Genomic DNA, 18,265 nt, shown 5'->3' on the forward strand with positions numbered 1-18,265 from the left:
ATCAGACGCTCACCCCCAGCGCCTTCCATTCGCGCAGCGCCTTGGCGTCGCGCGGGGTGACGTCGGGGTATTCGGGGTCCTCGCCGACGGTCGGCGAGATCTTCCAGGAGCGGGCGCATTTGGTGCCGACCGCCTTCTCCACCACGACCGCAACGCCGGGCACGGCATCGAGACGGAACGCCGAAGCCGGCGCCTCGCCCTCCCGCACCTCGTAGTTCGAGGTGATGCAGATCTCGGCGAGATCGGTGTCGAACAGCGTCATCAGCATGTCGCGGTCGGCGACATAGATCACCGGCGACGCCTCGAGCGAGGAGCCGATGTTCTTGGCGGCGCGTTCGAGCTCGAGCGCCCCGGTGACGACGCGGCGGACGTTGCGGATCGTTTCCCACTTTGCGGCGAGCCTGTCGTCGCGCAGGTCTTCCAGGTCGGTCGGGAACAGCGTCAGATGCACGGACGGCTCGGCGTCGGGCCGGTACATGCGCCAGCCTTCCTCCGCGGTGAAGCTGAGGATCGGCGCCAGCCATTTCAGGATCGAGGCGCACAGCAGGTCGATGGTCGTCAGCGCCGCCTTGCGCGTCAGCGAAGAGGGCGGATCGCAATACAGCGTGTCCTTGCGGATATCGAAGTAGAACGCGGAGAGCTCGCTGTTCAGGAAGGCGGACAGGATCGCGACCACGGTCTTGTAGTCGAACTCCCGATAGGCCTTGCCGATCGCGGTGGCGCGCACCGCGAGTTCGTGCAGCATCAGGCGCTCCAGCTCGGGCATCTCGGCGGGCGCGACTGCGTCGGTCGGCTTGTAGTGATGCAGCGTGCCCAGCATCCAGCGCACGGTGTTGCGCAGCTTGCGATAGGTCTCGACGGTGTTCTTCAGGATCTCGGGCCCGATGCGCTGGTCGTCGGTGTAGTCGCTGGATGCGACCCAGAGCCTCAGGATGTCGGCGCCGGAGTCCTTGATGACGGACTGCGGCTCGATGGTGTTGCCAAGCGACTTCGACATCTTGCGGCCGTCCTCGGCCTGGGTGAAGCCGTGGGTCAGCACGATGTCGTAGGGCGCGCGTCCGCGCGTGCCGCAGCTTTCCAGCAGCGAGGAGTGGAACCAGCCGCGGTGCTGGTCCGAGCCTTCCAGGTACATCACCGTGTCGGTGCCGCCGTCGACCTTGCGCTTGATGCCTGACAGCCCCGGGAAATGCACGGGGTCTTCGAGCACGAAGGCGTGGGTCGAGCCTGAATCGAACCAGACGTCGAGGATGTCGTCGACCTTCTGCCAGTCTTCGTTCGCGCGCGCCCCGAGGAAGCGCTCGCGCGCACCCTTCGCGTACCATGCGTCGGCGCCTTCTTTCTCGAAGGCTTCACCGATGCGCGCATTGACGGCCTCGTCCTGGAGGATCTCGGCGGAGCCGTCGCCCTTCTCGCGCACGAACACGGCGATCGGCACGCCCCAGGCGCGCTGGCGCGAGATCACCCAGTCCGGGCGCGCCTCGATCATGCCGTTGATGCGGTTCTCGCCCGACGGCGGCACCCATTGCGTCACCGAGATCGCGTGCAGCGCGCGGGCGCGCAGCGTGTCGCCGGCCTTGGTCTTGCCAGCCGTCGCAATCGGCTTGTCCATCGCGATGAACCATTGCGGCGTGTTGCGGAAGATCACCGGCTTCTTGGAGCGCCAGGAGTGCGGATATTGGTGCTTGAGCCGGCCGCGCGCGAGCAGCATGCCTCTGTCGACGAGCGCCTTGATCACGGCCTCGTTGGCATCGCCCGTCTCGCCCTTGTCGGTGATGACGCGCTTGCCGGCAAAACCCGGCGCGTGATCGGTGTAGGCGCCGTTCTCGTCGACGGTGTAGGGGATCGCGGTGTTGATGCCGCGCGCGTCGAGATCGCGCGCCTGCGCCGTCCAGACATCGAAGTCCTCGCGGCCATGGCCGGGCGCCGTGTGCACGAAGCCGGTGCCGGTGTCATCGGTGACATGGTCGCCGGGCAGCAGCGGCACGACGAAGTCATAGCCGCCGCCAAGGCCCTTCAGCGGATGGGCACATTCGATCGCGTCCATGGTGTCGCCGGGGACTTCGCGGACCTTCTCATAGGCCGTCACGCGCGCCTGCTTGAAGACTTCTTGCGCAAGCGCGTCGGCGAGGATCAGCAGATCGCCGGTCTTGGCCCAATTGTCGGCGGGCGCGTCCGTCACCTTGTAGAGGCCATAGGCGATCTTCGGCGAGAACGAGATGGCGCGGTTGCCGGGCAGCGTCCAGGGCGTGGTGGTCCAGATCACGACGCTTGCGGAGGCGAGCGCACCATGCGCGGGCGAGGTCACCGGGAATTTCACCCACACCGTATCGGAGGTGTGGTCCTCGTATTCCACTTCGGCTTCGGCCAGCGCGGTCTTCTCGACCACGCTCCACATCACCGGCTTGGAGCCGCGATAGAGCGTGCCGTTGGCGGCGAACTTCATCAGCTCGCGCGCGATCTGGGCTTCGGCGGGATAGCTCATGGTGGCGTAGGGATGGTCCCAGTCGCCGATCACGCCGAGGCGCTTGAACTCCTCGCGCTGCACGCCGAGCCAGTGCGTGGCATAGGCGCGGCACTCCTTGCGGAAATCGATCATCGCGGCAGAGTCGCGGAAGTCGGGCTTCTGCTTGCCCTTCTTGCGGTAGTGCTCTTCCTCGACCTTCCACTCGATCGGCAGGCCGTGGCAGTCCCAGCCGGGCACGTAGTTGGAATCGAAGCCGAGCATCTGCTGGCTCTTGGTGACGAGATCCTTCAGGATCTTGTTCAGCGCCGTGCCGATATGGATGTTGCCGTTGGCGTAGGGCGGGCCGTCATGCAGCACGAACTTGGCCCGGCCCTTCGCAGCTTGGCGTAGCTTCTCGTAGAGGCCGATCTCGTACCAGCGCTTGAGGATCTCCGGCTCGCGTTGCGGCAGGCCGGCGCGCATCGGGAATTCGGTCTGCGGCAGGAACAGGGTTTTCGAATAGTCTTTGGCTTCAGACTTTTGGGACTTCTGCGGCTTTTCGGACATGAGGCTGACTGGCTCGGAAGGGCGCGGGAACGGATCGCGATGCGGAATCGCGGGAGTGAAACGACAAAATCCCGGTCTTGCGCCGAGCCAAAGGCTCAGGCGGAAGCCGGGCCGCTAATCCCTATGATGCGCCGCGCAAACATGGGCCTCTCCATAGCAGGGGGCCAAGGGAAGCGCAAAGGGCTAGGGACCCAATTCGGCGACGCGAGACGCTATTGCGGAATTCCATGGCGCAGTTAATGTATTGATTAACGGAGATAAATTCCATGAGCGCAGGCCACCTTGCTGAGGTCTTTGAGGAGCTCAAGCAGATCCGCCGACGCGGCGGGAAGCAAAATGCTCAGGCGCATTCAGAAATTGCATCATCGCTTGAAGACGCCTACGCGGTGTTGATTGAGGCTGGTCAGCGTGAGACCGCGGACCTGCTCCGTGTCGTGATAGTTGAACTCAAATCGCTCGAGAAATCTGGATCTTTGGTCAGGGCTTTGGAGATCAAGACGCTCGCTGATCGCGTTTTTGGCGATCCGGCAAAGGCGGAGACTTGGCTGCAGCGACCAAATCGCTCTCTATCAGGTCAGAAACCGGCCGACTTGCTAGAGGATGAACTGGGAGCAGCCGTTGTTCGTGAACTGTTAGAACGGATCGATCACGGAATCTTTGCCTGAGTTCACAAGATGGAGCTCTGGCGAATTTCCAACTACGTCGATCTTTCCGGGATTGGTGGCCTGAGGGCCGCAGGCCGGTGGCATTCTCAGGGCAAGCGGATCGTTTATCTTGCCGATCACCCATCGAGCGCATTGTTGGAAATGCTGGTTCACATGGACCGCGATCTCATACCGTCGACGTACCAGCTGCTGCGGATTTCCGTCCCTGAGGGCATCAAGGTCGAAACCGTCGAATCAGAATTGCCTCCGGATTGGCAGTCGCACACGATTGTCAGCCGTGAAATTGGTGATCGATGGCTTGATCGGTCAACCAGTGCGCTCTTGCAGGTGCCCTCGGCGATCAGCACGCAGGGATCCAACTTTCTCCTGAACCCTGCACATCCAGACGCGGCGCGCGTTGGCGTGGCCGAGGTGATCCAGGCGCCGTTCGATCCACGGCTGGTCTGATTGATCAATCGATCACGCCCAGCCTCGGAAACGCGTCCGGGGCGGCGGCCAGGATAGCGCGGGCGCGGGCGGAATCGTCGTCCATCTGGCGGATCAGGGCCTCCAGGCTGTCGAATTTCAGCTCTTCGCGGATGAAGCCGATGAAGGCGCAGTCGAGGCGCTGCCCGTAGAGGTCGCCCTTGAAGTCGAACAGGAAGATCTCCAGGAGCGGGGCGCCATTGTCGAAGGTCGGACGGCGGCCGAAGCTGGCCACGCCGTCGAGCCGCCCGGCACCGCGGCCGACCCGCACCGCGTAGATGCCGTGCTTGAGCCCGCAATTGGCGTCCAGGCGAATGTTGGCGGTGGGATAGCCGAGGTCGCGGCCGCGCTTTTCGCCATGGATGACCTCGCCCGTAATGAACCAGGGCCCGCCCAGCATGGTGGTCGCGTCGTCGAGCTGGCCCTCGGCGAGGGCGATCCGGATCGCGCTGGAGGAGACGGGCCGCTCGTCGATATCGACATGCGGTTGCACGTCGACCTCGATGCCGAGCCGGGGCGCCTCGTTGACGAGAAGGCTCGGCGAGCCGACCCGTCCCTTGCCGAAATGGAAGTCGTAACCGACCGCGATGCCGCTGACGCCGAGGCGCCCGATCAGGTCATGGTGAATGAAATCTTGCGCGCTGGTTCCGGCGCGCGCCTTGTCGAAGGTCATGACAACGGCGCCGGCCAGCCCGGTGCCGGCCAACAGCCGCAGCTTGGCCCGCTCGTCCGTCAGGCGGAATTGCGGGGTGTTGGGGCTGAAAAACCGCCGCGGATGCGGCTCGAAGGTCAATGCCAGCGCAGGGCGGCCATGCGTCCGGCCCATCTCCAGCGCTGCCGCGATCACCGCGCGATGGCCAAGATGAACGCCGTCGAAATTGCCCATGGCGACCACGGCGCCCCTCGGAATCGCGGAATCCGGCGTTGTGTCGCGGATAACGGTAAAAGGCGGAGCCATCAGGGGAAATTCTCGAACCGGGCAGGACCGCCCGGACCGTGGCGCGACCGGCCTGACCGAGTCAAGCGGGGGGAGCGCAGAGATTGAACACGATTTCAGTCCTTTGGCGATGTCCGCAATTAACGCGCTGTTTAACGCCTTGATGCTAGTCCTTGAGGCGTGGAACTGCCGGGCTCCGGCTTGGCAGGTCCGATCCTAATATTCCTGGGTTTGCGTTGGGGGAGTCGAGATGGCGGTTGATTTGTCGATGCCGGTTCTGGTGGTGGATGACTACAGCACCATGATCCGTATCATCCGGAATCTGCTGAAGCAGCTTGGCTTCGAGAACATCGATGATGCCAGCGACGGTTCGGCAGCGCTGAACAAGATGCGTGGCAAGAAATACGGGCTCGTGATCTCCGACTGGAACATGGAGCCGATGACGGGTTACGACCTCCTGCGCGAAGTCCGCGCGGATCCGAACCTCGCCACCACGCCTTTCATCATGATCACGGCGGAATCCAAGACCGAGAACGTGATCGCGGCCAAGAAGGCCGGCGTGAACAACTACATCGTCAAGCCGTTCAATGCGGCGACGCTGAAGACCAAGATCGAGGCGGTCTTCCCGGACATGGCGAGCGCGTAAGCGCGATCGTGTCCCGGACAAGGCGCGTCACGCCAGTGACGCGCCGGCAACTGTTATGTTGATGGTGCGATTTTATAGGGTTTTCGGTCGCGCAGCATTGCGTTGAGGATGGTCAGCAGCTTCCTTGCGACAGCAATGAGGGCGAGCTTTGCTGGTTTGCCGGCCAGACGGAGCCGGTCATAGAAGATTTTGAAGTGATCGGCGCGACGAACGGCGTTGAGAGCAGCCATGTAGAGGGCGTCGCGGACGCGCTTTCGTCCGCCGCCGATCTTGCGCTTGCCACGATAAGCCCCGCTATCGACATTGAAGGGAGCCAGGCCGGCAAGAGCGGCCACCTCCTTTGGCCCGAGACGCCCAAGTTCGGGCATCTGGGTGAGGAGTTGCATGCAAGCGACGGGTCCCACGCCGGGCACCGAGCGCATCAACTGTGCATCATTGGCAAGCTCCGGTTCGGCTTTGACGAGCGCATGAATCTCAGTGTCGATTTCGGCGATCTCATCATTGAGGACCTCGATGAGGCGAGCGATGCGTTCCACCATGGCGCGGTCCTCGGCTTCGCTGCGGCGGTTCTTTTCCTGGGCCCTCATGGCAACCAGTTGGTCCCGCCGTTTTGCAAGCCTTGCCAAAGTGTTGCGAGCAGGCGTCGCGGCCTGCTCGGTGGCGGGCTTCATGGCGCGGGCAAAGGCCGCCAGCATCCGCGCATCGATCGGATCGGTCTTGGCGAGCTGGCCGCTGGCGCGGGCAAAGTCGCGGGCACGGGCCGGATTGATCCGGGCAAAGCGGATGCCGGCCCGATGCAGAGCCTCCCGAAGCTCGAGGTCATAGACCCCCGTAGCCTCGAAGACGATCAGCGCATCGCATCGCCAACGCGCCACCAGCTGTGTGATGGCCTGTGTCGCGTTGGCGATGCGTTCCGCTACGCCGATGGCCTCATCGAAAATATCAAGGTGATGTTTGGAGATGTCGATCCCGACGCAACGAGAGGATATGATCACGGTGCCTGTCCCTGTGATGCGAGGTCTGTTGACGCAGCCTCGTGCAACTGTTCAGGTTGATAGATGGAACGGGCGGGAGACCGAGCCGGCTCACGGCGTCAAGCGCCAAGGACCCAACGGCTTCCCGCCCACCATCATCATGCCAGACTTCCCAGACACAGGGACCCAGTCCATCCACGATATCGCTTGTGGCTTATGGGCCCCGGCTCTGCAGCCCTTCGAGCTGCGTCCGGGGCACGACATTTTCTACCACTTCAATTCGCGCATCAGCGCCTTCGGCGGGTGGCCGAACAATTCCACGACCGATGTCGGGTCGAGCTGGTCAAGACCCTCGAACTCCTCGGCATGGATGCCGCGGGTCACGAACAGGCAGTCGATGCCGAATTCGCGCGCGCCGGTCAGGTCGGTGCGGACGGAATCCCCGATCGCCAGCACCTTCTTGCGGTCGATCTGGTTGCCCTGGCGTTCCCCGGCGAGTGACATGGCGCGCTCGTAGATCGGCCGGTGCGGCTTGCCATAGAAGATCACCTCGCCGCCGAGCTCGCGGTAGAGCTCAGCGATCGCTCCGGCGCAATAGATCAGCCGGTCACCGCGTTCCACCACGATGTCGGGGTTGGCGCAGACCAGCGTCAGCTTGCGCTCGCGTGCCTTCAGCATCATGCCGCGATAGTCTTCCGCCGTCTCGGTCTCGTCGTCATAGAGGCCGGTGCAGACGATGTAGTCGGCTTCCTCCAGCGGCGCGGTCACGGCATCGAGGCCGCGGTAGATCGAGTTGTCGCGCTCGGGGCCGAGCCAGAACATCTTGCGGCCGGGATGCTCGGCGACATAGAGCCTGGTCAGGTCGCCTGAAGATACGATCGCGTCGTAGGTCTCATCGGGGACACCGAGCTTGCGCAATTGCCGCTGGACCGAGTCGGCCGGGCGCGGCGCGTTGGTGATCAGGATCACTGTACCGCCGCGGCTGCGATAAGTGTGCAGCGCCTCGCAGGCTTCGGGGAAGGCTTCCAGTCCGTTGTGGACCACGCCCCAGATGTCGCTGAGCACGACGTCCACACCGCCCACGAGCTCGCGCAGGCCTTCGGCAAAATGCAGCGTGGTCATGATCTGCGCGGTCGATCAGATGCGGCGCGCGAGCGCCGCGTTGCCGGTGATGCGTTGTGGCGGAGGCGCAGAAGACGTCGCGCCTGAGCTGGGTGTGCCGGAGCCATGAGGTCCCTGAATGTCTTTCGTCTGGTTCGGCGGGGCCCCGGCGGTAGCAGATGCCCCCTCCGGCCGCAATGGCCGCGGCGGCGCGAACAGGAACCCCTGTCCGAAGCGCACATCGTAATCGAGCAGGTCGACCACCGCGCGCTCGCCCTCGATCCGCTCGGCGATCAGGTCGATGCCGAAGCGGCCGAGCAGGTCGGAGAGATCGGAGGGGTGGATGTCCGAGGTCGAGGCCTGCCTGGGATCGAGCAGCAGCGTGGCCGGCACCTTGATGAAGCGCACCCCGCGATCAGCCAGTTCGCGCGGCTCGATGCGCAGATCCGTGACATGGTCGATCGAGAAACGGAAGCCGCGCTGGGCGAGCGCCGCGAGATTCTCGGTCTCGGCCGGGCCGAGATTGCGGAACGTCGACTGCTTGAACTCCAGCACCAGGGAGGGCGCCAGCGCCCGGTTGGCTTCGAGGAAGTCGAGGCATTGCGCGAAGGTGGTGGAATTGCCGAGCGTGGAGGCTGCGAGGTTGCAGAACACGCCGACGTCCTTGTTGCGCACCATCAGGCGCCGCAGCACCTGCACGCAGCGCAGCATCACCATGTTGTCGATGCGGCCGATCAAGCCCGAAGCTTCCGCGATGCTGATGAACTCCTCGGCGGCGATCAGCTGGTCGTGCTCGTCGCGCAGGCGCGTCACCGCCTCGTAGAACCGCACCTTGCGCTGCGGCAGCGTCACCATCGGCTGCAGGAATATGTCGATGCGGTTCTCGTCGATTGCATTGCGCAGCGTCGCCAGCATCTGGGTCTGGCTGCGTCCGTTGCCGGTCTGAACCGGGGTGGCGGGCTGGGCCTGGACCGCCGGCGCCGGCCGGGGCGGCACGGGAGGCGGGGGAGCGGCGACCGGCTTCTCCTCGAAGGGGGCAGCCAGATCGATCGGCGTCTCCGGCTCGGGCCTCATGACCGGGGCGGGGGCCGGCGCGTGACCGGCCAGCAGATCCTCATGGGCCGACACGGTGGTGGCAAGCTGCCTGACCAATCCGCCGAGTTCGTTGATCTCGCCGATCACCGACTGGACGCGGTCGGAGTTGGCCGAATTGGACGAGGCGATGCGGCCCTCGATCGCGGCGAGCCGGCGGCCGAACTCGGCCACCTGCCGGGCGAGGTCGGCGGTGCCCCGCGAGAGGTCGGCGATCTGCCCGCCGACGTCGCTGCGGTCGCGCAGCCGCATCGACACGGCGTTGTAGAGGATCAGGAACGTCAGCGCGGTCAGCGCGACGATGGCCGATTCCGTTCCGCTGATGCCGGCGACCGAATAGAGCACGAGCCCGAGCGAGGCCGCGACCAGGACCATGCAGATGGCGATGAAAATCGTCGAAATGCGAATCATGCCGCGCGTTATGCCTCAAGAGCTGACTGCTTCACCGGGAAAACACGGGTCGCGCTCCAACCCGTCACGGCTCATGCTCCCCCAAGCAATGCATGACCCTAACATCATTGTTGATTCGAGGGGATAGTGAGTGTCTGGCAGCCTGCATCAGGCCCGCTGCGGCTCCGTCCGGAAATCAAGGCGCTCTCAGCGTAAAATAACGCTGCTCTCAAGGCCAGCGGGCCGCATGCGCCCTATCGTCCCGGCGTTTTCAACCCCAGGAGATTTGCCCATGTCGATATCCGCAGCCCTGAAACAGCCCACACCCCCGCCTGACCTTGCCGCCGTCAAGCAGCGCCAGCACGGCGCCTGGTCGTCGGGCGACTATGCCGTTGTCGGCACCACCTTGCAGATCGTCGGCGAACAGCTCTGTGAGGCAATCGACTTGCGCGCCGGCAGCAAGGTGCTTGACGTCGCCGCCGGCAACGGCAATGCGACGCTGGCTGCGGCGCGGCGCTGGTGTGACGTCACGTCCACCGACTACGTGCCGGCATTGCTCGAGCGCGGGCAGGAGCGCGCGGCGGCCGAACATCTCAAGGTCGAGTTCCGCGAGGCGGATGCCGAAGCGTTGCCGTTTGCCGATGCCACCTTTGACGTCGTGCTCTCGACCTTCGGCGTGATGTTCACACCGGATCAGGACAAGGCCGCCTCCGAGCTCGCGCGGGTCTGCAGATCCGGAGGCAAAATCGGCCTCGCCAACTGGACGCCGCAAGGTTTCATCGGCCAGCTATTCAAGACCATCGGCCAGCATTTGCCGCCGCCGGCGGGGGTGAAGTCACCGGCGCTGTGGGGCACGGCTGCGCGGCTGGAAGAGATGTTCGGAAGCCAGGCTTCCGAGATCGCCGCCGAGCCGCGCATGTTCGTGTTCCGCTATCGCTCGCCGGACCACTGGCTCGACATCTTCAAGACCTTCTACGGGCCTACGCTGAAGGCGTTTGCCGCGCTCGACGAGAGTGGCCAGGCTGCGCTGAAGCGCGATCTCCTGGCGCTGCTCGGGGAGTTCAACCACGCCGACGACGGCACGATCGTGGTGCACAGCGAATATCTGGAAGCCGTGATCACCAAGCGCTGATGGCCCAAGATGCGGTCGGGCCGGCTCCGGCCTGACCGCACCGATCAAAATGGCGCGGTGGCGCCGACCGTATCGGCCGAGACGGCTTCGCGGCTGCCGAGCGGTTTCGGCTGCCCGGTGGTCGTGTCGCGCAGCGTCTGCCGCTCGATCTCCGAGTTCAGCTCGGCGCCGAACATGATGACGATCGCCGACATCCACATCCACATCATCAGGCCGATCGCAGCACCGAGAGAGCCGTAGGTCGCGTTGTAATTGGCGAATTCCGAGAGGTACCAGGAGAGCAGGGCCGAACCGGCGATCCAGAGGATCGCGGCCGTCACGGCGCCGAGGCTCAGCCATTGCCAGCGCGGCGCATCACGGCTGGGAGCGAAGCGGTAGAGGATGGCGAGTGCGACGAGCAGGATCAGGAACAGGAGCGGCCATCGTGCCAGCGCCACGATCAGCTTGCTTTCAGGCGCCAGGCCGAGATGATTGAGCGCAAGCGGGAAGGCGACAACGGCCCCCACCATCAACAGCAGCGCTACGATGCCGCCGACGGTAAAGGCCAGCGAGACCACGTTCAGCCGGACGAAGCTGCGCTTCTCGCGTTCCTCGTAGGCGACGTTGAGGGCGTCGAAGATCGCCTTGACACCGGCATTGGCGCTCCAGATCGCAAGCAGCAGGCCGAACAGGAACGTGACACCCAGCGTGGCGGTGCCGTTCGACACCACGCGCGCAACCTGGTCCTCGACGATCTGGAACGAGCCCTCGGGCAGCATGGTCGCAAGCGTGTGGAGGTTGGCGCTGATCGTCGCCGGGTTGGCGAACAGCCCATAAGAGGAGACGAGCGCCGTGACTGCGGGGAAGATGGCGAGCAGCCCGAAGAAGACGACGCCGCCCGCCGTCGCGAGCAGGCGATCCTCGTCGATGCGCTGATAGGTCCGCCAGAAGATATCCTTCCATCCCGCCCAGGGGATCGTGAACGGGCTCTTCGCCTGGCGGCCCCGGCCGGGCTGCGTCGCCGCGCTGGCCGGGTGCGTTTCCGGTGAGCTCGCTTCGCCGTTGCGGTGGTCTTGCGGGGGCCCCGGCCGGATCAGTCCCGAATCCTGAAAGTAGCGCTCCGCCGTCAGCACGAAGACGGCCGTCGCCGCCACCAGCAGCCAGGAGTCGATCTGCTCGGAGCGCCGCGCCGGCATCACGCATCCAGACTGTGCCTGTGGCGCCGCCGGCGGGCGGCCGTCAACCCGACCAAGCCGACGGCTGCGAGCATCAGGCCGAGCTGCACGGGGCGGTTGGCGCGGGCCGGCCAGGCCTTGCCGTGATAAGCCTTGCCGTCATCAACCTTGCTGTCCTGACCGCGTTCACCCGGCGCAAGCGGCACGAGGGGAATCGTCGTTGCGACCTCCTTTACCGCCTGCTTGACCGTTCCACGTGGGATCCGCGGCGTCGCGACCGCCACGCGCAGACGGCTCGCAAGCGGCACGATCGGCTTGGCCTTGCGTTTCATCTGCGCCATTGCCACCCCGGCACAGACCGCAGCCAGCGCCAGCAGCAGGGCGCCGACGGCACCAAATCCCCAGAATTGGCCGTAAGTGATCGCGATCCAGCGGTACAGGGCGATCAGTCCGACGAAAAATGCTGCGACAACGAACAGGCCCGCGACCGCGAACAGTCCGCCGGCCACCGCGTAAGATGTCATTCTGCCGGTTGCGCGGCCGGTCTGGTCACGCAAATAGGATTGAGCGGCGCGTTTGACGTGATTGAGCTTGAGCGCCATGCCGGCGCGCAGCAATTCGCCCGATGGCGCGAGCATGCGGACATCCTCCGAGAGCGAGAAAATTCCTCGGGGGATGAACGTGGCGGTATTTGACTTGTTCCGACGGAGCGGGATCCGCCGTGCTGAATCAGCCGAGATCGGCGGCTGCGATCCAGAACACCTCGCCTTCGGAATCCTCGGTGTCCAGCCAGAGCAGCGGCAGCTCCGGAAAGGCTTCGTCGACCAGCTCGCGGCCGCGACCGATCTCGCAGATCAAGCCGCCATCCGGCGTCAGGTGATCGGGCGCATCGCGCAGGATGCGGCGCACCACGTCGAGACCGTCGGCGCCGCCGTCGAAGGCGAGCTGCGGCTCGGCCCGGCACTCCGGCGGCAACGCCGCCATACCTTCGGCATCGACGTAAGGCGGGTTGGTGATGATCAGGTCGTATCTGTTGTCGCCGAGCGGGGCGAACAGGTCGCCGCGATAGAGGTTGATCCGGTCCTCAAGCCCGTAATCGCAGACATTGCGCGCGGCGACTTCAAGTGCCCCCTTGGAGATGTCGACGGCATCGACGGTGGCGTTCGGGAAATGATGCGCGGCGAGGATCGCGAGGCATCCCGACCCCGTGCAGAGGTCGAGCACGCGCGCGACCGCCGTGGGGTCGTCGATCAGCGAGCCGGCCTCGCCGCCAACGCCGAAATGCGAATCCAGGAGTTCGCCGATGAAGGAGCGCGGAACGATGACGCGCTCGTCGACATAGAAGGGCAGGCCGCGCATATAGATCTTGTTGACGAGATAGGCGGCCGGTTTGCGTGTGGTGACGCGCTTGTGGATCAGGTCGAGCAGGATCTTGCTCTCGGCGGCGGTGACGCGAGCGTTGGCAAAGATCTCGAACTGTTCGGGATTGAGATGCAGCGCCTCGCAGACCAGGAAGGCGGCTTCCGCGACCGGATCGGTGGTGCCGTGGGCAAAGGCGAGCCTGGCTTCGACGAAGCGGCTGACCGCGTAGCGGACGAAGTCGAGCAGCGTGAGAAGCTCGCCGCGTCCGACCTTCGCAAGCTTCGGCGCCGCGCGGCCGCGCGGGGGTTTTTTCGAGACTTTTGCCATCAGGATTTGGTCCAGCGCGCGGCGGCTTCGTCGTCGCGGGCATGGGCCTCGACCCAGCCCGTGCCGGTGGCGCTCTCTTCCTTCTTCCAGAACGGCGCGCTGGTCTTGAGATAGTCCATCAGGAACTCGGCCGCCTGGAACGCGGCCTGCCGGTGCTGCGAGGCGGTCAGCACCAGCACGATGTTCTGGCCCGGCATGAAGCGGCCGACGCGGTGAATGACCGTGACGCCGTTCAGCGGCCACCGCGAGGTCGCCTCGTCGACATGGCGCCCGATTTCTTCTTCTGCCATGCCCGGATAATGTTCGAGCGTCAGCGCGGCGATCTTGGCGCTGTCCTCGTCGGCGCGGCAGATGCCGGAGAAGCTCACGATCGCGCCGATGTCGGTGCGGCTGTTCGTCAGGAGCGCGATCTCGCGCGCGATGTCGAAATCGCCCTCCTGGATGCGGATGGTGACGGGGCAGGTCATGATCGTGTCGCTTCGATGGTGCCACACCTCTCCCATAGGGAGAGGTCGCGCCGAAGGCGCGGGTGAGGGGAGCCGCCCTCTCGTGAGACCTGTGCCCCCTCACCCGGATCGCTGACGCGATCCGACCTCTCCCCGTCGGGGAGAGGTGAGGCGACACCGTACGCTCGTCTATTCGAGAACATCGGTCTAGCCGCCGGTCATCGGCGGGAAGAACGCGATCTCGCGCGCGCCCGCGATCGCGGCGTCCGATTTGACGTGGGCGTGGTCGATTGCGGTGCGGATCACCTTTGGCTTCTCGAACGCATACGCATAAGCCTCGCCCTGGCCGGACAGCCAGGCGATCAGATCCTCGACGGTGCGCACGTTCGGGGGCGGCTCGATCGTCTCCTCGGCCTTGCCGACGCGTTCGCGCACCCAGGCGAAATACTTCACCTTCATCCCTCGTCCTCCTTGATGAGGTGATGGATGCCCGCGCGGAAATAGTCGTAGCCGGTGTAGATGGTGAGGATCGCCGAGGCCCACAGCAGCGCCAGTCCGATCATCGAGACGATGGGCAGCACCTCGTCGCCAGCCGGGCCGGCGAGCAGGAAGCCGATCGCAACCAGCTGGACCGTGGTCTTCCACTTCGCAAGCTTGGTCACGGGCACGCTGACGCGGAGCGCAGCGAGGTATTCGCGCAGGCCCGAGACCAGGATCTCGCGGCACAGGATCACGATGGCGGCCCACAGCGACCAGCCGTGGATGATGCCGTCGGCGGCAAGCATCAGCAGGCAGGAGGCGACCAGCAGCTTGTCGGCGATCGGATCGAGCATCCGGCCGAATGCCGATTGCTGATTCCAGATCCGCGCGTAATAGCCGTCGAGGTAGTCCGTGACCGCAGCCGCAATGAAGATGGCGACCGCAACCCAGCGCAGCCACAGCGGCTGATCCAGGATGGACTGCGCATAAATGCATCCGACCACGACCGGAATCGCGGCGATCCGGCCATAGGTCAGGATGTTCGGGAGGGACATCGCGCGCCTGGTCGTCCCTCGTGTCGTGGCGATGTTCATCCGTCCTACCAATACCGCTCGGGCCTGAAGGTCAACCGTTCCGCTTCCCAGATGGGTGCGGGATACGACGACCATATGACCGCGGTCCCCCTTTAGTTCATCCCGGCTGGGGATGGAAATACTCGAAAATCCTGCGGGCGCTCTCGGCGCTCACCCCCGGAACCTTGCCGAGATCGGCGATCGAGGCCCGCTCGATCTCCTTCAAGGTCCCGAAATGATGCAGCAAGGCACGTTTGCGGGACGGGCCGATGCCCGGAATCTCCTGCAAGCCGGCCTCGCGGATGTCCTTCTTGCGCAGCTTGCGGTGCGAACCGATGACGAAGCGGTGAGCCTCGTCGCGCAGGCGCTGAATGAAATAGAGCACGGGATCGCGCGGCTCGAGCTTGATGGCCTCGCGTTCCGGCATGAACAGGGTCTCACGGCCGGCATCCCGGTCCGGCCCCTTTGCGACCGACATCAGCGACACCTGGGTCAGGCCGAGATTGGCGAAGATCTCGCGGACGGCGTTGAGCTGCCCGCGGCCGCCGTCGATGATGACGAGATCGGGCCATTGCGGGAAGTCGTCGTCCTTCGCCTTGATGTTTTCCTTGGCCGCGCCCTCCTCGGGCGGGTTGATCAGGCGTTTGAAGCGCCGCTCGAGTACCTCGCGCATCATGGCGAAGTCGTCGCCGGGCGTGATCCCTTCCGACTTGATGTTGAACTTGCGGTACTGGTTCTTCACGAAGCCGTCGGGGCCGGCGACGATCATGGCGCCGACCGCATTTGTGCCCTGGATGTGACTGTTGTCGTAGACCTCGATGCGCTTGGGCGCATGCGGCAGGCCCAGCGTCGTCGCGATGGCGTCGAGCAGGCGGCTTTGCGTGGCGGTATCCGCAAGCTTGCGGCCGAGCGCCTCGCGCGCATTGGTCAGCGCATGGGTGACGAGTTCCTTCTTCTCGCCGCGCTTGGGCGTGGTGACCTCGATCTTGTGGCCGGCCTTGATCGACAGCGCATTGGCGAGCAGCTCGCTCTCCTCGATCTCGTGCGACAGCAGGATGTTCTTCGGCGGCGGCTTGTCGTCGTAGAACTGGGCGAGGAACGAGCCGAGCACTTCCTCCGGGGTGTACGTCTTTTCCGCGCGTGGGAAATAGGCGCGGTTGCCCCAGTTCTGGCCGGTGCGGAAGAAGAACACCTCGACGCAGGAGAAGCCACCCTCCTGGTGGATGGCGAACACGTCGGCTTCTTCCACCGTGCGCGGATTGATGCCCTGCTGCGACTGGATCGCCGAGAGCGCAGCAAGGCGGTCGCGGTAGAGCGCGGCGCGCTCGAATTCGAGCTCACCCGCCGCCTTCTCCATCTCCCCGGCAAGCTCCTGCTTCACCGCATGGCTTTTGCCCGAGAGGAAGTCGGTCGCCTCGCGCACGAGCGTCGTATAGCCGGGAAAATCGATCTCGCGGGTGCAGGGGCCGGCGCAGCGGCGGATCTGGTAGAGCAGGCAGGGCCGGGTGCGGCTCTCGAAGAAGGAATCGGTGCAGGAGCGGATCAGGAATGCGCGCTGCAGCGCCGTGATGGTTCGGTTGACCGCGCCGGCGGAGGCGAACGGGCCGAAATAGCGCCCGGGCCGGGTCTGCGCGCCGCGATGTTTCAGGATCTGCGGCGCCCAATGGTCGCCGGTGATCAGGATATAGGGAAACGACTTGTCGTCGCGCAGCTGAACGTTGAAGCGCGGCCGCAGCTGCTTGATGAGGTTCGCCTCGAGCAGCAGCGCCTCGGTCTCGGTGTTGGTCGAGACGATCTCCACGGTGACGGTGGCGGCGATCATGCGCAGGATGCGGGCCGGCAGCGGCGCACTCTGGCGCGCATAGCTGGACAGGCGCTTTTTGACGTTCTTGGCCTTGCCGACATACAGCACGTCGGAATTCGCATTGAGCATGCGATAGACGCCGGGCGAGGTGGGGGCGAGCCGAACCGCGCGTTCGATCGCCTCGTGGCCGGTCGCGAGCGGGCCTTCGCCGACGGCGCCACTTTCTTCCAGGATATCAGGTAGCCGCGCATCGTCCTCGTCGTCGCCGCTTGCGCTGGCGGGATCGAGGTCCGGCGGCGCCGTCTCCTGTTGGATCTCCTGGGGCGGGCCATCCGGTGCCATGCCGCGCGGGGATTTGCGCGCGCGTGCGTCGTCCGGATTGTCGGTGGAATCGTGAACCATGGGACGAATTTAGGCGCTGGGGGTGTCGATTTGAAGTTCCGGCCCTGCCGCACGCACAGGTCCCGGTAACGCTTCCTTAAGTCTGTTAACAGCGCAGTAACCCGACTTAACAGCCCTTTAACTTAAAACTCTCGATAAATCCTACGCGAAAAGTTCTTGGTTCCGTAACCATGCATGGCCGGCGCGGCGGCGCGGGCATCGCGCAGGTTGCGACAGTTGCGTTGGAGTGAGTGATGAAGGGGCTCGTTGTGGGCGCGGCCGCGTTGGTCGCGGCCGGCTGGACGGCTTCGGCAGAAGCCGCCGATCTCAGTTATGGGCAGCGTGCGCCCTATACCGTCAACCAGCCGCTCAATGCCTATAGCTGGGCAGGTCCCTATCTCGGCGGCAACATCGGCTATGAATGGGGCTCGGTGGACAACAACCCCTCGAAGCCGTCGGGCTTCGTCGGCGGTGTGCAAGCCGGCTACAATTTCCAGAACGGTCCGTGGGTGTTCGGTGTCGAGGGCGACATCCAGGCCGCCGGCGCCGACGACACCTTCGCGCCTTGGAAATTCTCCAATCCGTGGTTCGGCACCCTGCGCGGCCGCGCGGGATATGCGTTCAGCAACGTGCTGTTCTACGGCACCGCCGGCCTTGCGTTCGGCGAGCTGCGTGGGCAGACCTTCGGCTGGACGGAGTCGCACACCACCGCGGGCTGGACCATTGGCGCCGGCGCGGAAGTGGGCCTCGCGCCGAACTGGAGCGTCAAGCTCGAATATCTCTACATCGATCTGTCCACGAGTCAGTTCGCGATTACGGGCGTGTCAAACGGCTATAGCGCCAGCGTTGTCCGCGCAGGCGTGAACTATCACTTCTGACGTCTCAAGAAGAAAATACCGGACCAGCCTCCCGGCCGCTCGCGGCCGGGATTTTTTTCGCGCCAGGCTCGCTAGGCGAGGATCACCAGATTGACCGCCTTCGGTCCTTTCCCCTTCTTGTCCGGTTCGACTTCGAAAGTGATACGCTGTCCTTCGGCGAGGTCCTTCAGTCCCGCCCGCTCCACAGCGGTGATGTGAACGAAGACATCGCGACCGCCGTCGTCAGGCTTGATGAAGCCGTAGCCGCGCTCGCCGTTGAAGAACTTGACCGTTCCCGTCATGGCCATCGGGAAACTCCCCCTCATTGCTCCTCCGCCGCGACGCAGATTCACGTCACGACATGACCGGGCCTTACGGAGCCCGGGAGCTGGCCATCCTTGAACGGACCATCGGTCCGGCCGGATCTTTCTTAGGCCTTCACTCCGCCGCAACCATTCGCGGAAGCGGAA

Annotated in this window: 18 protein-coding genes; 5 read left to right on the forward strand and 13 right to left on the reverse strand. The window is 64.7% G+C overall.

The genetic code is table 11. The features are described from left to right. Position 1: 1 nt before the first annotated feature. The gene (gene ileS / locus XH96_RS06210; protein WP_194391499.1) at positions 2–3,010 is read right to left on the reverse strand and encodes an isoleucine--tRNA ligase; all 3,009 of its coding nucleotides are present in this window, start codon (positions 3,008–3,010) and stop codon (positions 2–4) included. A 266-nt stretch (positions 3,011–3,276) separates the two neighbouring features. Here ileS and XH96_RS06215 point away from each other — a divergent pair, with 266 nt between their 5' ends. Together XH96_RS06215 and XH96_RS06220 are read left to right on the forward strand one after the other, a co-directional pair. Further along, the gene (locus XH96_RS06215) at positions 3,277–3,675 is read left to right on the forward strand and encodes an MbcA/ParS/Xre antitoxin family protein (protein ID WP_194391500.1); all 399 of its coding nucleotides are present in this window, start codon (positions 3,277–3,279) and stop codon (positions 3,673–3,675) included. A gap of 9 nt (positions 3,676–3,684) precedes the next feature. Next, positions 3,685–4,122: an RES family NAD+ phosphorylase gene (locus tag XH96_RS06220; RefSeq protein ID WP_194391501.1), complete on the forward strand. Its 438-nt coding sequence runs from the start codon at positions 3,685–3,687 to the stop codon at positions 4,120–4,122. A 4-nt stretch (positions 4,123–4,126) separates the two neighbouring features. Here XH96_RS06220 and XH96_RS06225 read toward each other — a convergent pair whose 3' ends face one another. Beyond that, the gene (locus XH96_RS06225) at positions 4,127–5,098 is read right to left on the reverse strand and encodes a bifunctional riboflavin kinase/FAD synthetase (RefSeq protein WP_194391502.1); all 972 of its coding nucleotides are present in this window, start codon (positions 5,096–5,098) and stop codon (positions 4,127–4,129) included. A 229-nt stretch (positions 5,099–5,327) separates the two neighbouring features. On the opposite strand from XH96_RS06225, the gene XH96_RS06230 reads away from it, so the two are divergent. Next, positions 5,328–5,723 (forward strand): response regulator, encoded by a 396-nt coding sequence (locus XH96_RS06230; protein WP_008567674.1) that lies wholly within the window; start codon positions 5,328–5,330, stop codon positions 5,721–5,723. A gap of 53 nt (positions 5,724–5,776) precedes the next feature. On the opposite strand, the gene XH96_RS06235 is transcribed toward XH96_RS06230, so the two are convergent. The 3 genes from XH96_RS06235 to XH96_RS06245 form a co-directional block, all read right to left on the reverse strand. Continuing rightward, positions 5,777–6,718, reverse strand: coding sequence for a transposase (locus XH96_RS06235; RefSeq protein WP_194389766.1), 942 nt, complete (start codon positions 6,716–6,718; stop codon positions 5,777–5,779). Positions 6,719–6,964: 246 nt separating this feature from the next. Next, the gene (locus XH96_RS06240; protein ID WP_194391503.1) at positions 6,965–7,819 is read right to left on the reverse strand and encodes a TIGR01459 family HAD-type hydrolase; all 855 of its coding nucleotides are present in this window, start codon (positions 7,817–7,819) and stop codon (positions 6,965–6,967) included. A 15-nt stretch (positions 7,820–7,834) separates the two neighbouring features. Beyond that, positions 7,835–9,301 (reverse strand): EAL domain-containing protein, encoded by a 1,467-nt coding sequence (locus XH96_RS06245; RefSeq protein WP_194391504.1) that lies wholly within the window; start codon positions 9,299–9,301, stop codon positions 7,835–7,837. A gap of 271 nt (positions 9,302–9,572) precedes the next feature. Here XH96_RS06245 and XH96_RS06250 point away from each other — a divergent pair, with 271 nt between their 5' ends. Further along, complete coding sequence (locus XH96_RS06250; RefSeq protein ID WP_194391505.1) at positions 9,573–10,412, forward strand: class I SAM-dependent methyltransferase; 840 nt, start codon at positions 9,573–9,575, stop codon at positions 10,410–10,412. Between the two features lie 44 nt (positions 10,413–10,456). On the opposite strand, the gene XH96_RS06255 is transcribed toward XH96_RS06250, so the two are convergent. The 7 genes from XH96_RS06255 to uvrC all read right to left on the reverse strand — a co-directional run bounded on the left by XH96_RS06255 (position 10,457) and on the right by uvrC (position 16,959). After that, entirely contained in the window at positions 10,457–11,587 is a 1,131-nt protein-coding gene (locus XH96_RS06255) for a YihY/virulence factor BrkB family protein (RefSeq protein WP_194391506.1), read from the reverse strand. Then, a complete protein-coding gene (locus XH96_RS06260) occupies positions 11,587–12,204 on the reverse strand; it encodes a phage holin family protein (protein ID WP_194391507.1) in 618 nt (205 codons plus the stop codon). Before XH96_RS06260 ends, XH96_RS06255 begins: the two co-directional genes overlap by 1 nt. A 91-nt stretch (positions 12,205–12,295) precedes the next feature. Continuing rightward, positions 12,296–13,255 carry a 50S ribosomal protein L3 N(5)-glutamine methyltransferase gene (gene prmB / locus XH96_RS06265; RefSeq protein ID WP_194391508.1) on the reverse strand — a complete coding sequence of 320 codons (960 nt, stop codon included), beginning with the start codon at positions 13,253–13,255 and terminating at the stop codon, positions 12,296–12,298. Continuing rightward, the gene (locus XH96_RS06270) at positions 13,255–13,722 is read right to left on the reverse strand and encodes a molybdenum cofactor biosynthesis protein MoaE (protein ID WP_194391509.1); all 468 of its coding nucleotides are present in this window, start codon (positions 13,720–13,722) and stop codon (positions 13,255–13,257) included. Before XH96_RS06270 ends, prmB begins: the two co-directional genes overlap by 1 nt. 186 nt (positions 13,723–13,908) lie before the next feature. Then, entirely contained in the window at positions 13,909–14,160 is a 252-nt protein-coding gene (moaD, locus tag XH96_RS06275; RefSeq protein ID WP_194391510.1) for a molybdopterin converting factor subunit 1, read from the reverse strand. Next, positions 14,157–14,774 (reverse strand): CDP-diacylglycerol--glycerol-3-phosphate 3-phosphatidyltransferase, encoded by a 618-nt coding sequence (gene pgsA, locus XH96_RS06280; protein WP_028176628.1) that lies wholly within the window; start codon positions 14,772–14,774, stop codon positions 14,157–14,159. The genes moaD and pgsA overlap by 4 nt, the downstream gene beginning before the upstream one ends. Positions 14,775–14,871: 97 nt before the next feature. Then, entirely contained in the window at positions 14,872–16,959 is a 2,088-nt protein-coding gene (gene uvrC, locus XH96_RS06285; protein ID WP_194391511.1) for an excinuclease ABC subunit UvrC, read from the reverse strand. Between the two features lie 233 nt (positions 16,960–17,192). Here uvrC and XH96_RS06290 point away from each other — a divergent pair, with 233 nt between their 5' ends. Beyond that, on the forward strand, positions 17,193–17,816 hold the full coding sequence (locus tag XH96_RS06290; protein WP_061877423.1) for an outer membrane protein: 624 nt from the start codon (positions 17,193–17,195) through the stop codon (positions 17,814–17,816). Positions 17,817–17,887: 71 nt separating this feature from the next. On the opposite strand, the gene XH96_RS06295 is transcribed toward XH96_RS06290, so the two are convergent. After that, positions 17,888–18,103 (reverse strand): cold-shock protein, encoded by a 216-nt coding sequence (locus XH96_RS06295; protein ID WP_028176631.1) that lies wholly within the window; start codon positions 18,101–18,103, stop codon positions 17,888–17,890. Positions 18,104–18,265 lie beyond the last annotated feature (162 nt).

This window comes from Bradyrhizobium sp. CCBAU 51765, assembly GCF_015291725.1.
Lineage (GTDB): Bacteria > Pseudomonadota > Alphaproteobacteria > Rhizobiales > Xanthobacteraceae > Bradyrhizobium > Bradyrhizobium liaoningense.

Excerpts from the sequence above, each read along its gene's own strand:
- ileS (WP_194391499.1), bottom strand. The coding sequence starts at position 3,010 with ATGTCCGAAAAGCCGCAGAAGTCCCAAAAGTCTGAAGCCAAAGACTAT.
- XH96_RS06215 (WP_194391500.1), top strand. The coding sequence starts at position 3,277 with ATGAGCGCAGGCCACCTTGCTGAGGTCTTTGAGGAGCTCAAGCAGATC.
- XH96_RS06220 (WP_194391501.1), top strand. The coding sequence starts at position 3,685 with ATGGAGCTCTGGCGAATTTCCAACTACGTCGATCTTTCCGGGATTGGT.
- XH96_RS06225 (WP_194391502.1), bottom strand. The coding sequence starts at position 5,098 with ATGGCTCCGCCTTTTACCGTTATCCGCGACACAACGCCGGATTCCGCG.
- XH96_RS06230 (WP_008567674.1), top strand. The coding sequence starts at position 5,328 with ATGGCGGTTGATTTGTCGATGCCGGTTCTGGTGGTGGATGACTACAGC.
- XH96_RS06240 (WP_194391503.1), bottom strand. The coding sequence starts at position 7,819 with ATGACCACGCTGCATTTTGCCGAAGGCCTGCGCGAGCTCGTGGGCGGT.
- XH96_RS06245 (WP_194391504.1), bottom strand. The coding sequence starts at position 9,301 with ATGATTCGCATTTCGACGATTTTCATCGCCATCTGCATGGTCCTGGTC.
- XH96_RS06250 (WP_194391505.1), top strand. The coding sequence starts at position 9,573 with ATGTCGATATCCGCAGCCCTGAAACAGCCCACACCCCCGCCTGACCTT.
- XH96_RS06255 (WP_194391506.1), bottom strand. The coding sequence starts at position 11,587 with ATGCCGGCGCGGCGCTCCGAGCAGATCGACTCCTGGCTGCTGGTGGCG.
- XH96_RS06260 (WP_194391507.1), bottom strand. The coding sequence starts at position 12,204 with ATGCTCGCGCCATCGGGCGAATTGCTGCGCGCCGGCATGGCGCTCAAG.
- prmB (WP_194391508.1), bottom strand. The coding sequence starts at position 13,255 with ATGGCAAAAGTCTCGAAAAAACCCCCGCGCGGCCGCGCGGCGCCGAAG.
- XH96_RS06270 (WP_194391509.1), bottom strand. The coding sequence starts at position 13,722 with ATGACCTGCCCCGTCACCATCCGCATCCAGGAGGGCGATTTCGACATC.
- moaD (WP_194391510.1), bottom strand. The coding sequence starts at position 14,160 with ATGAAGGTGAAGTATTTCGCCTGGGTGCGCGAACGCGTCGGCAAGGCC.
- pgsA (WP_028176628.1), bottom strand. The coding sequence starts at position 14,774 with ATGAACATCGCCACGACACGAGGGACGACCAGGCGCGCGATGTCCCTC.
- uvrC (WP_194391511.1), bottom strand. The coding sequence starts at position 16,959 with ATGGTTCACGATTCCACCGACAATCCGGACGACGCACGCGCGCGCAAA.
- XH96_RS06290 (WP_061877423.1), top strand. The coding sequence starts at position 17,193 with ATGAAGGGGCTCGTTGTGGGCGCGGCCGCGTTGGTCGCGGCCGGCTGG.
- XH96_RS06295 (WP_028176631.1), bottom strand. The coding sequence starts at position 18,103 with ATGGCCATGACGGGAACGGTCAAGTTCTTCAACGGCGAGCGCGGCTAC.